Origin of the sequence: Roseivirga seohaensis subsp. aquiponti (assembly GCF_001267955.1) — a bacterium.
GTDB lineage: Bacteria > Bacteroidota > Bacteroidia > Cytophagales > Cyclobacteriaceae > Roseivirga > Roseivirga seohaensis.
On the sequence record NZ_JSVA01000008.1, the window covers coordinates 261,871 to 276,795 of the forward strand.

At 40.1% G+C, this 14,925-nt stretch carries 12 protein-coding genes; 4 read left to right on the forward strand and 8 right to left on the reverse strand.

The features are described 5' to 3' along the window. The first annotated feature begins 103 nt into the window (after nt 1-103). Nucleotides 104-2,107, forward strand: coding sequence for an OmpA family protein (locus OB69_RS08085; RefSeq protein WP_053223197.1), 2,004 nt, complete (start codon nt 104-106; stop codon nt 2,105-2,107). An 82-nt stretch (nt 2,108-2,189) separates the two neighbouring features. On the opposite strand, the gene OB69_RS08090 is transcribed toward OB69_RS08085, so the two are convergent. From OB69_RS08090 to OB69_RS08110, 5 genes are all read right to left on the reverse strand, one after another. Then, nucleotides 2,190-3,098 carry a dimethylarginine dimethylaminohydrolase family protein gene (locus tag OB69_RS08090; protein ID WP_053223198.1) on the reverse strand — a complete coding sequence of 303 codons (909 nt, stop codon included), beginning with the start codon at nt 3,096-3,098 and terminating at the stop codon, nt 2,190-2,192. Nucleotides 3,099-3,202: 104 nt separating this feature from the next. After that, nucleotides 3,203-4,414 carry a TCR/Tet family MFS transporter gene (locus OB69_RS08095; protein ID WP_053223199.1) on the reverse strand — a complete coding sequence of 404 codons (1,212 nt, stop codon included), beginning with the start codon at nt 4,412-4,414 and terminating at the stop codon, nt 3,203-3,205. A 54-nt stretch (nt 4,415-4,468) separates the two neighbouring features. After that, nucleotides 4,469-5,485 carry a UDP-N-acetylmuramate dehydrogenase gene (gene murB, locus OB69_RS08100; protein WP_053223200.1) on the reverse strand — a complete coding sequence of 339 codons (1,017 nt, stop codon included), beginning with the start codon at nt 5,483-5,485 and terminating at the stop codon, nt 4,469-4,471. Continuing rightward, nucleotides 5,482-5,937, reverse strand: a complete 456-nt coding sequence (locus OB69_RS08105) for a DinB family protein (protein WP_053223201.1) — start codon at nt 5,935-5,937, stop codon at nt 5,482-5,484. The genes murB and OB69_RS08105 overlap by 4 nt, the downstream gene beginning before the upstream one ends. Continuing rightward, complete coding sequence (locus OB69_RS08110) at nt 5,934-7,649, reverse strand: phospho-sugar mutase (RefSeq protein ID WP_053223202.1); 1,716 nt, start codon at nt 7,647-7,649, stop codon at nt 5,934-5,936. Before OB69_RS08110 ends, OB69_RS08105 begins: the two co-directional genes overlap by 4 nt. 170 nt (nt 7,650-7,819) lie before the next feature. On the opposite strand from OB69_RS08110, the gene OB69_RS08115 reads away from it, so the two are divergent. Next, a complete protein-coding gene (locus OB69_RS08115) occupies nt 7,820-8,242 on the forward strand; it encodes a hypothetical protein (RefSeq protein ID WP_053223203.1) in 423 nt (140 codons plus the stop codon). A 273-nt stretch (nt 8,243-8,515) separates the two neighbouring features. On the opposite strand, the gene serA is transcribed toward OB69_RS08115, so the two are convergent. Genes serA through OB69_RS08130 form a run of 3 tightly spaced genes read right to left on the reverse strand, consistent with a single transcriptional unit; the run spans nt 8,516 to nt 13,204 of the window. Further along, nucleotides 8,516-10,420 carry a phosphoglycerate dehydrogenase gene (gene serA / locus OB69_RS08120; protein ID WP_053223204.1) on the reverse strand — a complete coding sequence of 635 codons (1,905 nt, stop codon included), beginning with the start codon at nt 10,418-10,420 and terminating at the stop codon, nt 8,516-8,518. 1 nt (nt 10,421) lies between these two features. After that, nucleotides 10,422-10,778, reverse strand: coding sequence for a hypothetical protein (locus tag OB69_RS08125; RefSeq protein ID WP_053223205.1), 357 nt, complete (start codon nt 10,776-10,778; stop codon nt 10,422-10,424). After that, the gene (locus OB69_RS08130; protein ID WP_053223313.1) at nt 10,778-13,204 is read right to left on the reverse strand and encodes a penicillin acylase family protein; all 2,427 of its coding nucleotides are present in this window, start codon (nt 13,202-13,204) and stop codon (nt 10,778-10,780) included. Before OB69_RS08130 ends, OB69_RS08125 begins: the two co-directional genes overlap by 1 nt. 289 nt (nt 13,205-13,493) lie before the next feature. Between OB69_RS08130 and OB69_RS08135 the strand changes: the two genes are divergently transcribed. Both OB69_RS08135 and kdsA read left to right on the forward strand, forming a co-directional pair. Further along, nucleotides 13,494-14,078, forward strand: coding sequence for a KdsC family phosphatase (locus OB69_RS08135; RefSeq protein WP_053223206.1), 585 nt, complete (start codon nt 13,494-13,496; stop codon nt 14,076-14,078). After that, nucleotides 14,071-14,916 carry a 3-deoxy-8-phosphooctulonate synthase gene (gene kdsA / locus OB69_RS08140; RefSeq protein ID WP_053223207.1) on the forward strand — a complete coding sequence of 282 codons (846 nt, stop codon included), beginning with the start codon at nt 14,071-14,073 and terminating at the stop codon, nt 14,914-14,916. Before OB69_RS08135 ends, kdsA begins: the two co-directional genes overlap by 8 nt. The last annotated feature ends 9 nt before the right edge of the window (nt 14,917-14,925 follow it).

Sequence of the window (14,925 nt, forward strand, 5' to 3'; positions counted from 1 at the left end):
AACTTCGTCACGATGGTTTTACCAGCCATTGCCTCAATCCAATCACCATTCTTCCGACTGACTTTGCTTTTTCTAGTACACAACTAACTATAGACTTTAGATTATGAAGAGTGCCATAATTTTTTCATTCCTGTTATTGTGCCTGACTACTGTGAGTCAAGCACAAAACCTCAATAAAGCCTATGCGGCTATGGAAGAGGGCGATTGGGAAGTAGCATTGGGAATGCTAGAACCTATCATTAAAAAGAGCCCGAAGAACAATGAAGCAAAATTTTTGGCAGCTATATGCCATACTGAAAGATATAGGCTAGAAGAAGCCATTGGTCTCTTCAATGAGTCTACGGCCTTTGCTCAGGATTCGCCTTATTTTTGGGTAAAGTTTGCTAAAGCTTACTTGTTGAATGAACAAGTAGACGAAGCCGAACAAACCATTCAAAGAGTTAGAATGCAGGATTTGGATGATTTTTTAAGGCCAGACTACCTGTTGGTGAGTAGTAATATCAAAAATGCGAAAAAGTATTTACCCAACCCTCGAGACATTATTATTAAAAACCTTGGGCCGAATATCAATACGGACGGAAATGAATATAGTCAGGTAGTAACTGGCGATCAAAGAGGTATTTATTTCACAGCAAGAAGAAAGGGTACTGCTAAAGTAGCTGATGACGGAGAGGCCTATGAGCAGGTACTTACTGCCGACATGAATGATATTGATGAGTGGGATAAAGACAATCCATTGGAAGGATTTGCCAGCACAACGGCTAACGAAGCGCCAATTCAACTTTTTAATAATGACAGCACTCTAATCACTTTCTATGATGAAGATTTATTCATCTCGCAAAAGAAAAAGGATGGCACTTGGAGTAAAAGAGAGCCTTTGCCTATTAACTCAAAACGATGGGATTCACACGCTTTCATTTATAATAATGGTAATTCAATGATTTATGCATCAGATATTAATCATGAGGTTGAAAACCTTGATTTATACATTATGCATAAAGATGAAAAAGGAAAATGGGGCAAACCTGCACCAATTACTGAATTGAATACACCATTAAATGATGATGCTCCTTTTGTAGCTGAAGATGGTACATTCTATTTTTCTTCAAGAGGACATGACTCAATGGGAGGGTATGATATTTTTTCAACCAAATACGATAGCGCTACCGGTAAATTTAACACGCCTGAAAATATGGGTGCTCCAATAAACTTGCCCAATGACGACACCTTCTTTACAATGTATGGCGGTTTTGCATATCTATCTTCTAGCCGCCCTGAAGGCTATGGACAAGTAGATATTTACCGTATTCTTATGTTCAATCAATCTCAGATTCAAGGTAAATTTTTAGAATGCGATGGGGTAACACCTGTGGCCAATGCTACAATTACTGTAGAAGGCGAAGATGGGCCGATTTCAACAACTACAGATGAATACGGAGTTTATAAAATGGTGATGCCTATCGAAAGGTCTTTCGATTTAAGAGCGGTGCTGAATGGAGAAACAATTTATGAGAAGAAACACACCATTCGTGTGCTTTTCAGAGATCAATTTGATGTAGACCAAAATTTCTATGTGGGTTGTGAAAAGAATGATGAAACCATTTATGTGAAAATGATTAACGGTTTCGATCTTGACCCTACCAACTTGCCTGTTGACCCGCCATCGATTGAAGGCATAAAACCTAAAGTGACAGAAGAAGTAGTAGAGGAAGTAGCGCCTCCAGCAGAAGAGCCTAAAGAAATTATTGCTGCGGCACCAGTCGAAAAGAAAATTAAGCTTCCAAATGTATTCTTCGATTTCGATAAGCATAACATCAAATCAGAATTCTTCCAACGCTTAAATGAGGCTGCGGCACTTTTGGTAGAAAACAGAGACTTGAGAGTGATGGTTGCTGGCCATACTGATGAATACGGAACGAACCCGTATAACGTAGCGCTTGGTATCAGACGATACACCGAGGTATATAATTACTTGATAAGTAAAGGAGTAAATCCAAGTCAGCTAGAAGTGAAAACCTTTAGTGAAGACACACCTATTGCAACAAACTATACAATAGAAGGTAGGGCCTTTAACCGTAGGGTAGAGCTATCATTCATTGAAAAATAACATACCATATATTGGGTTACTACAACTAAAAGAGGCGATCAATTTGATCGCCTCTTTTCATTTATGGAAATAAACTCGAATCTTAGGAACGTCTCAGTGGCATGGTAGAACACCTGAGCAGACCGCTAAGTTTTGAGTTCTCAGTATAGTCTACTTCATGCACTGTGTAACCTCGCTCTTTTAAAGCAGCAATCAGCGCCTTGAATGATCTTTCTACTACGATATCTTTTGGTGAAAGCGAGAAAATATTAGGAAACATTCTATTCATCTGAGCCTGATCTACCTTAATCATATCCTCTTCTTTAAAAAGGTCATAGATAATTTGTGGGTACTCAGCAAAGCCATTTTCATAGATGATGGCCTCTTTAGTTCCGATGGGTTGAAAGGTACAATCCAAGTGGAGAATGTTCTTCTTCCGATCTTCGGAAACCACTAAAGGAATAGCGTGTACTTGTTTATGAGGGAAAGAGGCTTTAACGAATTCATAACCTTCCCAATTGGTGCGAGCACTAATTCCTACAAAAATATGATCGTTCCATAGAATGACATCACCTCCTTCAACATTGGCGTTTTTTGGCGGGTGAATAATATTTTGTGGATCTATTTTATTGGTGATATGCCTTACCCCAGGAAGTTCCAATTGCCGAACTTCTTCTTGCATACTGGCTACCACATACGTGTTGTCTATTACAAACCCAATATCACGTGTGAAAACCTGCTCTAGGCCTTCGATGTTTTTTGGGCGATACACCTCCACTCCGAAAGCTTTAAGCACTTTTTCAAAAGTTGAAATTTCATGTTGAATATCCTCTTCCGTTGGGTATGTTCCTTCTTCCTTATGGTGTTTACTGGTTGGGTTTATTTCTGATTCTTCTCCTAAATCAGTGCCAATGCCTAAAACCACGGCTTCAAGCCTGTCGGTTTCATTTTTAACATTTAGCTTAAGGTATTTGCTTTCTGTTTCTGAAGTAGTGAACTCAACTTCACTCATAAATCTGCCTTTTGGTTATAAAATTCTAAGATCGGAATTAATGATTTAATGCCCTAGGTATAACCGAGGAATAGCGGTATTGGTTATGAATTTTAAAGGTAAACCTAACTCAAGTTAGTTTTGCGTAGGGTTCGGTAAGCAAAAATTACACTCAGAAATGTAAGAATTGCACCAAGCAAAAAGGCGGCTCCCGCAAAATAGAAGTTGCCTTCGGTTGTGAAGTAGGCAAAAATACCTGTCATTAAAGGTGGGCCTATAATTGAGGTAACACTAATTAAGCTGGTTAAACCGCCTTGTAATTCACCTTGCTCATTGGCGGGTACTTGTGACGACATAATGGCTTGAAGTGTTGGCCCAGCCAAACCGCCCAAAGCATAGGGAATCATAAAGGCATACATCATCCATGATTTATTAGCGAATGCGAAGAGTAATAAACCCAAAGCATAAAAGGTAATGCCAATATAAACAGCGCGCTTCTGTCCTAACTTAGGTACAGCCACGCGAATAAGCAGTCCTTGTACTAAGGCTACCATCAGTCCTACAAATGCCAAAGAGTATCCGATTTGGGCTTCTGACCATTGAAATTCTTCAATCACAAAAAACGACCAGTTGCTTTGCACGGCATGGGCGGCAATGTAGATCAATACCAAAGAAAATACTAAACCCATGATGACGGGGTATTTCTTTAGTTGTGCTAATGAACCAATTGGGTTAGCCCGTTTCCACGAAAAAGGTCTTCTATTTTCAGGAGTTAACGATTCTGGAAGGATGAAATAGCCATACAGCCAATTGAGAAGTGCTAAGCAGCATGCTACGAAAAAGGGTACTCTGGGGCCAATTTCACCAAGTAAACCTCCTGTCAGTGGGCCAATGATAAAGCCAACGCCAAAGGCTGCTCCAATCATGCCAAAGTTTTGAGCTCGCTTTTCTGAAGGACTTACATCAGCAATATAGGCCATGGCGGTTGTAATGCTTGCTCCGCCAATACCAGCTACAATTCTTGCCAGAAAAAGCCAAGCCAAAGTTGGTGATAAGGCCGCAATAAAATAATCGATGCCTAATGCAAATAATGAGATAAGAAGAATCGGGCGTCTGCCATACTTGTCGCTCAGCCCTCCCAAAATAGGGGAGAATACAAACTGCATAGAGGCGTAGGATAAGGCGAGTAAACCTCCGATTTTGGCTGTTTCGCTGATGGACTCGCCCCCTAACTCTAAAATAAGCGTAGGCACTACGGGCAAAACAATTCCAATTCCAATAATGTCAATCAGAATGGTTGCCAAAATAAACGGCATGGCGGGCGTACGTTTCGACATCTTGGATAAATTTGAGGGGTCGAATTTATGGAATTGAAACCAGTTGAAGAAGGATTAAATGATATTCACTTCAGGGGTGATTTCGATTCCAAATTTAGAAGCAACAGAGGCCTTTATTTCCAAAGCTAGTTTCTTGATGTCTTCTCCTTTTCCATTGCCGTAATTTACCAAAACGAGGGGGTGATTTTTGTGTACACCAATTTCACCAAAGGTTTTTCCTTTCCATCCTGCTTGTTCAATGAGCCAAGCTGCTGGAATTTTTACTTTTTGTTCAGGTAGTTTGTACCCCGGAATACTTGGAAATTCAGCCCTAAGGCCTTGATAGTCAATATTGTCGATGGTAGGGTTTTTAAAGAAGCTGCCAGAATTACCAATTTCTACAGGGTCGGGAAGTTTGCTTTGCCTGATTTTGATAACTGCATCGCTAATGGCTTTAATACTCAAATCGGTTACTCCCATTTCGTCTAAAGTAGCCTGAATAGCACCATAAGAAGTGTTAAAGGTTGGGGTTTTATCTAACCTAAATACTACGGAAGTAATGATGTATTTTCCTTTCAAGGAAGTTTTGAAAACGCTTTCGCGATAGCCAAACTCACATTCCTCGGCTGTAAATTCTTGGTATTTTCCTGATGCTATTTCAACCGCTTCTAAGGAGTGGAAAACATCTTTAATTTCTACTCCGTACGCGCCAATGTTCTGCATAGGTGCTGCACCCACTGTTCCAGGAATAAGAGAAAGGTTTTCTAAGCCAGCCCAGCCATTTTCAATACAATGTAAAACAAATTGATGCCAGTTTTCACCTGCCATAGCTTTGACCCAAACATGGTTTCTGTCTTCATCAATAAGGTCTATTCCTTGAAGTTCGTTTTTAAGAACAACGCCTTCAAAATCTTTTGTGAGTAGAATATTGCTACCGCCCCCTAAAACCATTAATGGTTCGTCAGACTCAATCATTTTGAGTGCTTCTAGCAACTCGTTTACCGTAGTGAATGCAATAAAATGGGCAGCTTTGGCCTCTAATCCAAAGGTATTGAAGGGTTTGAGGGAAACGTTCTGTTCTAGTTTAATCATTTATCTAGAATCCTGCGATGGTAATTAATTTGTCCTAAATGGTAGTTTAGATGGCCTTGAAGGTGAATAAGAAAGAACAGCGTGCTCATTTCTTTATTATTAAAAACTCGCAGCGGGTAGGGGTAATTTAATACCGATTCCGGCAAACGTTGGAGTGTGTCGGTTACAGCAGTTTTTGCTTCTTGAATTGAACCAAGCAGCTCTGCACGACTTATATTTTTACCTGCAAACTCAAAATCTCTATTCCTTTCGTATCCTGTTTTCCCCAGAACTGCTCCTATAAAATGCTGTAAGTTTCCGCAAAGATGAAGCACTAAATTTCCTGCCGTATTGGTAATTTCTCCATCTGTAATCCATAAATTTTCTTCTTTCGAATAAGCTTCTACTTCTTTCGAAAGGCGATCTAAATCACGGTTGATTAATTCTGAAATGGATTGGGCTGCTATACTCATAAATTTAGGGCTTCTTTTATGGTTTCGATTCTAGTTTCTAAAAATTGCTTTGTTTCGTTAAAGTCAACGGCTGAGGCAAGGGGAGTGTTCACACTGATGTAGAATTTAATTTTTGGTTCGGTACCAGAAGGTCTAGCCGAGATTTTAGTACCATCTTCTAAATAGAATTGTAGCACATTTGATTTTGGCTGATCAATCGCTTTTTCCGAGCCTGAAATCATGTCTTTTTCTACCGAGCTCTGGTAGTCCATGGTTTTAATTACTTTGCTTCCTGCTATTGTAGTTGGTGTTTTTTCACGCATATCCACCATCATTTGCTTGATTTCGTCTGCGCCCTTCATACCTTTTTTTGTCATTGAAACCAGTGTTTCTAGGTAGAATCCGATTTCAATATACACCTGTTTTAGAAGGTCGAAAACAGACATTCCTTGATCTTTGGCCCAAGCACACATTTCGGCAAGCATGGCACAAGAAGCAACAGCGTCTTTATCGCGTACAAAATCGCTAATCATGTAGCCATAGCTTTCTTCGCCTCCGCCAATGAATTCTTTTTTACCTTCTTCTTGTCTTATAAGTGCGGCAATGTATTTAAAGCCTGTAAGCGTTTCAGGGCAATCTACCTCAAATTTTTCTGCAATTCGGGTAAGCAAATCAGTGGTAACGATGGTTTTAATAATCATCTGCTTGCCATTGAGTTTGCCATTCTCTTTCCACTTTCTAAGTAAGTAGTAAATCAGAAGACTAGCAGCTTGATTTCCGTTCAGTAATTCAAACTCACCTTCATCGTTTTTAGCAGCCATCCCTACACGATCGGCATCGGGGTCGGTGGCCATTACAAGGTCGGCATCTAACTCTTTGGCTTTATTCAGTGCCAAAGTCATGGCTTCCCGTTCCTCAGGATTTGGGTAAACTACGGTAGGGAAATCGCCATTGGGTTCGGCCTGTTCTTCTACCACGAATACGTTTTCAAAACCTTTTCGCTTTAGTATTCCGGGTACCAAAGTAATACCAGTTCCATGAATAGGGGAGAATACAATTTTAAGGTCTTTCTGGTTTTTGATGGCTTCTGGTGCCAAGGTTAACTTCTCAATGGCATTCAGATACTTCTCATCTATTTCGTGCCCAATTAATTCAATTTTACTGTCGTCTTTTTCAAACTTCACCGCTTCAATTCCGGCTATGGCTTGCACTTCGGCTATGATATTTTTATCATGAGGGGCAATTACTTGCGCACCATCGTCCCAGTAGGCTTTGTAGCCATTGTATTCTCTTGGGTTATGCGAAGCTGTGAGTACCACACCACTTTTACAGCCCAATTCTCTGATGGCAAATGAAAGTTCTGGCGTTGGGCGGAGGCTCTCGAAAAGGTAAACGTGGATGCCATTAGCTGAGAAAACCGCAGCGGTAGTTTCTGCAAAGAATCGACTGTTATTACGGCTATCATGTGCTATGGCTACTTTTATAGCTTCATTCGGAAAGGTTTTAACTAAGTAATTGGCCAAGCCTTGAGTAGCCATTCCAATAGTGTATTTGTTGATTCTGTTAGAACCAACTCCCATAATCCCTCTTAAACCTCCAGTGCCAAATTCTAGATCTTTATAAAAAGCTTCGTTCAATTCTTCAGCAGGAAGCGAACGAATGGCCGCTTTGCTGGCTTCGTCAATGCTACTATTTAACCAAGTATTTACCTTGTCTTGAATGTTGGTTGTCATAATTAATTAAGGTGAGATGTAATAGTATGGTATTAAGAAATACGTTGGGTAAAGTTAGGTTTTCTACTTGCTTTTAAAAAGGAAATTGACCTCTAGTAAACCTTTTTCTGTTATGCCTTGCATGTTTTAATTGAACTTACATTCTTTGTGCTACGCCTAGTATTTAGAATATGAATGTAGAGAAACTGAATGATGATTTTGCTGCCATTGCAGAGAAAATCAATGAGTTGGACGACATGGATTATAGTGATGAACGTTACGATGACTTGGAGGAAGAGCTCCATGATCTAGAAGATGCGTTTATCGAAGAGTTCGGTTCTGAACTTGAAGAAGCCATTGCTTTAGTGCACGATGAATTTTGCCCTGATAATGATGTGCTTCTGCCTATCGCCTATTTTGCCAAAAATTATATTCGTTTGCAACGAGATAAAGATGGTAAGTACGGATATGATGTTGAATTTGGTGAAGGAGTGCCTGTAGAGGTAGACGATTTTCCTAACCAAGAAGTGAAATTGGTATTAGTGCCAGGCCCAACCCGTTTATTGGTAACGGTTGGTGAAAATGCTAAACAAGAAGCTTGGAGAGCTAAGTAATTAGTCTCTTTTAAATAGAACCAAAAAAGTCTGGCTTGCCAGACTTTTTTGGTTCTAAGCCATTTTTTTAGCCACAAATAAGAGTTGAAGCTATAGGCTTTAGAGCATTTCACTTTGGCTTCTTAAATAGAATATAGAATATACGATGTTGGATATACAATGTACGGGGCTTTGGACATTCGTACTTCAAACATCTAAAATCGTACATTTTCCCTTGCCAGTTGCAAATTGACTTTTATCCGTATTGAAACCTATGATGCTTTTAAGGGAGATTTAATAGAGCATCCTAAATTTTATGGTGTGCTCAATCTTTTTCATGGCTTTGCTAAGTTCTTTGCCATACTGTTTGTTAATGTCGGTAATTACGTAACCTATGGTTTCGTTGGTTTTTAGGTGCTGACCTACAATGTTGGCTTCAAATTCGGCCAAAGTATTATTGATTTTAGCCAACACTCCAGGCCTGTTTTTATGGATGTGAATAAGTCTATGCGCATCTTTCAGTGGAGGTAAGGTAATGTTCGGAAAGTTGACACTGTTTTCTGTATTTCCTGTATTGATGTAGTCCATGATTTTACGCGGCACAAAATCAGCAATGTTCTCTTGAGCTTCCAAAGTGCTTCCGCCAATATGTGGGGTAAGAATGGTGTTGGGTAAACCCATGAGTTCCGAAGTAAAAGGATCGTTATTGCTTTTAGGTTCTTCTGGAAAAACGTCAACTCCCGCGCCAATTACTTTGCCACTCAAAATGGCTTCTTTCAAGGCAAGAATATCAACCACTGGGCCACGGGCCAAGTTCAAGAAAATAACGCCATCCTTCATCATCTGAAAATGCTCTCTTAGAAAGAAGTTTCCGTTTTCTGGTCGGCCATCAATGTGCAAAGAAACAACATCTGCAATGGATAGTAATTCTTCTATGGTATCACACTTTGTGGCGTTACCTAGCGCTAGTTTTTCAACCAAATCGTAATAGTAAACATCCATTCCAAGGTTTTCGGCCAAAACAGAAAGTTGTGCGCCAATACTTCCGTAACCAATAATACCTAATTTCTTTCCTCGAATTTCATAGCTGTTTTTAGCCGTTTTCGACCAAATGCCTTGGTGCATATCTCTGTTCTTGTCAGAAATGCCACGCATCAGGCTAATCATTTCGGCTATGGCCAATTCTACTACCGAGCGTGTATTGCTGAAAGGGGCATTAAAAACAGGGATTCCAGCTTCTAAGGCTGCCTCAGTGTCAATTTGGTTGGTGCCAATACAAAAAGCACCTATGGCCATCAATTTATCGGCTTCTCTAATCACTTTGGCTGTTACTTGTGTTTTCGACCTCAGCCCTAAAACGTGAATGCCTTTAATTTTTTCGCAAAGCTCATCTTCGTCTAAACCCGCAGGGTAGCTCTCAACACTAAATCCTTCTTCTTTTAATTTGGCCAGCGCATTGGGATGAACGCTTTCTAGCAAAAGCATTTTGATTCGGTTTTTGGGGTAGGATAGGGCTCCGCTCATTTTCTTATGGTATAAAATTTCGTCAAAACTTGGGGCAATGTGATCGGCATGTTTCTTTACGGGTTCGCGTTCTACATTTTCGGTATAAGCATAAAAGTTATTGGCCATTCCGGCTTTACGCACCTCGTAATCGGTGTAACCATCGCCAATCATATTGATTTGGCCTTTTAATTTTAGCGCTTCAATCTGCTTTACTTTTCCTCCATTTATGGAAAGAACATTGTTGCGGTTAAGGTCGATAATGTTGCCATCTTCATCAAAAACCATATCGTTGGCAAAAACATGATCGGCTTTAATGCCAAAATTGGTGACTACAGGCACTATAAACTCTTTGAATCCATTCGAAATAATAAAAGTGTTTTCAGGATGCTCATTAAAGAAAACACTATTTCTTTCAATAGACTTTGATACCAGTTTCGATAGACGGGAGATTAATTCTGGAAGGTGTGCTTTATTGCCATTCAACAACTGAATACGAGCAATGAGTGATTCACGTAGCGACATTTCTCCAGCCATTCCTAAGTCGGTAATGTCTTTAATTTTCTGTAGTCGAGCGTTCTTTTCGGGATGGTTAGAAAGTGAGATTTCCCCTAAAATATCAAGTGCTTCTACTTGAGTAAATGTGCTGTCAAAATCAATTACAAAATACTGTTTTTCGTCCTCTTCAATTTTCATCCTACTTTTTCCCTGCGATTAATTGCTTGCATTGGTTACCAAAAACACCGGCCACTCCAGCAGCAATTCCCCCAACAATTCCAGTAATCAGAAATAGCAAAAAGGTATTTCCTTCTAATGGTAATAGTACCGCTATTTTCTTGGTCATGGTGAAATCGTTGGGTTGCGCCAGAAACCATGCGTTTACGATCCAAAGTAAGGCGATTGCCAAGAAGGGAACAAAGAAAGAAGAGGCCTTTTTTAGTCCTACAACGGCTCCCATAATAAAGCCAGCAATCATCACAGACCACCAAGGAAGAAACAGACCTAAAATAAAGGCGATAACTATAGTTAGAATAATATTGATGAACGTTTTCATTACTTGGCTGGGCTTAGGTTTTGAGAAAAAATGATACGGTCTGAACTTTGGTTAGCGGACTTCATAAAGAAGAGTGGAATATATTCTCCAGCTGCCCAACGATCAATCATATTGTCATAGAATTTACTGCCAGGATTTCCAGATTGTCCACCTGGGTAAATTCCAAAAGCATTGGGCTCATTGCCTAATTCTACAATCATTCTCCACGAAGGGCCATGATTTTCACTCGTGGCATTTACAATGCCTGAATTTCCTCCAATAGGTAAATCAAACCTTGAAAAAGCGGGTAGCGCTTGTAGCAAATGCCCAACAAAAGTACCTTTATAATCCACCCATTTCAGGGACTTTCCTGTTCTAGATTGCCAAACGGTTAGGTCTTGCACGGCATCTCTAAACGACTGAAAATAAAGGTCTTTAGCGGTTTCTATTTCTGACGTTTCCTTCCTATCGAACCAAGGGTGGTTCGGCTGATTTTTTAGTAACCATATGGTTTGGTAATCGCTTGGGCGATTGATAGCGACATCGAGGTTGTACAGTTCGTCCCAAGTCATTCGGTACAAGTTATCCCACCACTTTTCCGAAATCGAAGCGCCCTCGGCATCTATGTTATTGTTGAAGTCCCAATCTTCTATTGTAGAGAGCATCTGTTCTTCATTGGCAGTAAGCGAACTTCTGTCCATATTGTCGAGCATGGTAGGAATTAACTCTGCTGCCTTTAGATTAAAGTTATTGGCTTGTAAATCTTTAAAATCTTGAATATCGAATTTCTTCTTACTTCTGAAAAAGTTATTGATTATGCGGTTACGATAGGTTTCATAACCGTCATCATATACATAATAAGGATACTTTTCATCGGTGGGGTGTTGGTTGGCTGAACTCACAAAACCTCTTTCAGGATTTTTTACATAAGCATTTTGGTTTTGAGGAATGAATGATTGCCATTCATATCTAGAATCGGCACCGTCCATTAAAAACTTACCTTGTTCTGGCCATTTATTGGCCAATTCTCCTTGAACCCAGAGAGCAATATCGCCTTCGCGCGAAGCGAAAACAAAGTTTTGTGCTGGTGCGGTAAAATGCTTTAGTGCTGCCGCATACTCTGCATAGTTTGTGGCCTTATTTAAATCCAGAAAAGTCTGTTGGTTATTGTTAGGCAAATGGCCCGTCCATTTCATTGCGTAGCCTACTTTCTCACCATTTCCTTTAAAAGTGTGGTCGTAGGTTACAGGGCCATAATGGGTGTAAGTCACTGTGTCGTATACCGTAGATTTACCTCTTACTTTGATCTCTTCGATTACCTCAGTAGTGGCTTTCCACTCGTTATCATATTTATACGCTTTTCTGTTTTCGTCTTGAAATTCGATTTTGTACCAATCTTTTACATCACGGGTGGCGTTGGTTACGCCCCAAGCTATGTTTTGGTTGAAGCCAATAATGATTCCCATCGCCCCAGGAAGTGTAGCGCCAAAGGTGTTTTTCTCAGGAGTGGCCAATTGCATTACATACCAGATCGAAGGCAAGTTGAGTTGTAAATGCGGGTCATTGGCTAAAATTGGATTGCCAGAAACTGATTTGGATGGCGCTATAGCCCAGTTGTTACTTCCGTTGTGCGGATTAGGCTTGTCCATGGTTTCTTTAATGAAATCACTAGGGAAGTCAACGTCTGGCTTTTCTACGGTTTCCAAATCAAAACTACTCCAATCTCTTTCTTGGGGTATTACAGGGTCTTGGTCAGCATAAAAATTTGGGAAGAGCAAATCGAAAGTTTCTTGCCCAAATAGCTTCACGAAATTCGTATTTTCCAAATCTACATCGCGTCCAGCCAACATGTCCGTCATGTACATCAGTAGAAGGGCAGTTTTCTTGGTCGTCCAAGGTTCGGGCTGATAATCTAATATTTTGTACTCCACCGGAAGTTCTCCTACACTCAAACTTTCGATGTATGCATTAATTCCATCTCGGTAAGCTTCAAGTAGTTTCACTTCTTCAGGGTGCTTCATCATTTCCTTTAAAGCATTGTCAGCTCCAAAGCCCATTCCTTTTCTGCGTTGGCCGCGGTCGTATTCAATGGCCGTTTCGCCTACTATTTCTGAAAGTCTACCACCCGAAGCAAAGGTCTGGAATTCAAGTTGCCAGAGTCGGTGTTGGGCCGTGATGTAACCTTGAGCTCTGTACAAGTCTTCATCATTTTGAGCGAATACATGAGGAATCAGAGATTCATCATAATGCACAGTTACAGGGCTTTTCAGTCCAGAAATTTCTAAAGTTTCTTTTGCCACATCAGATTCAGTGACTTCGTTTTTCCAGAAACCTTGGTTCGGACTTAGAAATTTCCCCATCGGGGGAATATCTCCAAACTTGGTGTTTAGTCCGTAAAAAATGCCAAGGGTAAAAAGTAAGCTGACTAAAAACTTGACTGACTTCATAAAGTAGTGAATTGATGTAGACTTTAAATATAGTGGCCTGAACCCGATTAATAAAATAGCCATAAATTATATTATAGCTGAACGACCCTCCAAAAGTTGGCGCTATATTCTCATTGAAAAACAAATGAGTTCATCTGTATTATGAATAAGAACTTTTGGAGGGTTTTAACTATACGGTTCTTGCTGTATTTAAAGTCGAGTTCAGGTTAGTAGTTAATGTTGGATTCAGAAGAGGAGTAGGGCAATGGTTTTAAAGTGTTTTTACGGCTTTATTCAAAATCGAAGCATTATGCCAGACAAAAAAAACCTTCTACATTTGTCTAAATCTAAAGCTGTGAGAATATCCACTGAGATTGCTGAGAAAGCAAAAAAAATAAAAGCCATTATTTTCGATGTTGATGGCGTACTTACCGATGGCCGTATCATTTATAATAATGAAGGCATGGAGTCCAAGGAATTCAATGTGAAAGACGGTCAGATTATCCAACATTTAAAACTTCACGAAATCTTAACAGGTGTTATCACTGGGCGCGATTCTCAGGTGGTGCGTAATCGATGCAACGAGCTAAAATTTGATTTCCATTACCACGGGGTGAAAAGAAAAGGAGAAAAGTTTGATGATATTTTGATGGAATTCGGGCTAAATGCAGATGAAGTGGCCTTTATAGGTGATGATATTAACGATCTTCCTGTACTGATACAGTGTGGGTTAGCTGCCACACCAGCAGATGGGCACTACAAAGTGAAAGAACACGTTGATTTGGTGCTTCAAGCCAAAGGAGGAGAAGGAGCACTACGAGAACTGGCCGATTTGGTTTTAGAGTCTCAAGGTTTTTATGAGTTAATTATTGAAAGACAGTTAAGAAATGAATAAGTTTGAACAAGGTTTTCGCTTAAGTGATAGTGTAGAAGTAGGGAATGGCAAGATGGTACTGTTCTCTGGACCATGCGCAGTTGAAAGTTATGATATTTGTGCACAAATTGCGGAGACCTTAATAGCAATTTGCTCTGAACTGGATATCCAGTACGTATTCAAAGCTTCATTTGATAAGGCCAATAGAACTTCTGTTGATTCATTTAGATCAGTAGGGTTCGAAGGGGCTTTAGACGTACTAGCAAGGATCAAAGCAAATTACCACGTACCAATTGTGACTGATATTCACGAATCATATCAAGCTTCTCCTGTGAGTGAAGTGGCGGACGCGTTGCAAATTCCCGCTTACCTGTGTAGACAAACCGACCTATTGGTAGCTGCTGGTGAGACTGGTAAAACCGTCAAAATAAAGCGTGGTCAGTTTATGGCTGCAGAAGATATGGAATATGCTGTGAACAAGGTGAAATCTACTGGTAATGAGAAGGTTTGCTTAACCGAACGCGGTGTTTCATTTGGCTATCATAACCTTGTAGTAGATATGCGTTCCCTTCCTGTTATGCGTCAATTTGCTCCTGTTATTTTTGATGTTACCCACAGTGTACAACAGCCTGGAGGAATGAATGGAAAATCAGGAGGCCAAAGAGAGTTTGCTCCCTATTTGGCCCGTGCTGCGGCAGCCACTGGTGTAGACGGGTTCTTTATCGAAACTCACCCAGATCCTTCAAAGGCCTTAAGTGATGGGCCAAATTTAATTCCGTTAGATAAAATGAAAGGCTTTATGGAAATGCTTAAAACAGGCTTTGAGTACGGCAATAGTCTAAATAATACCATTCTATAAATTGATTAA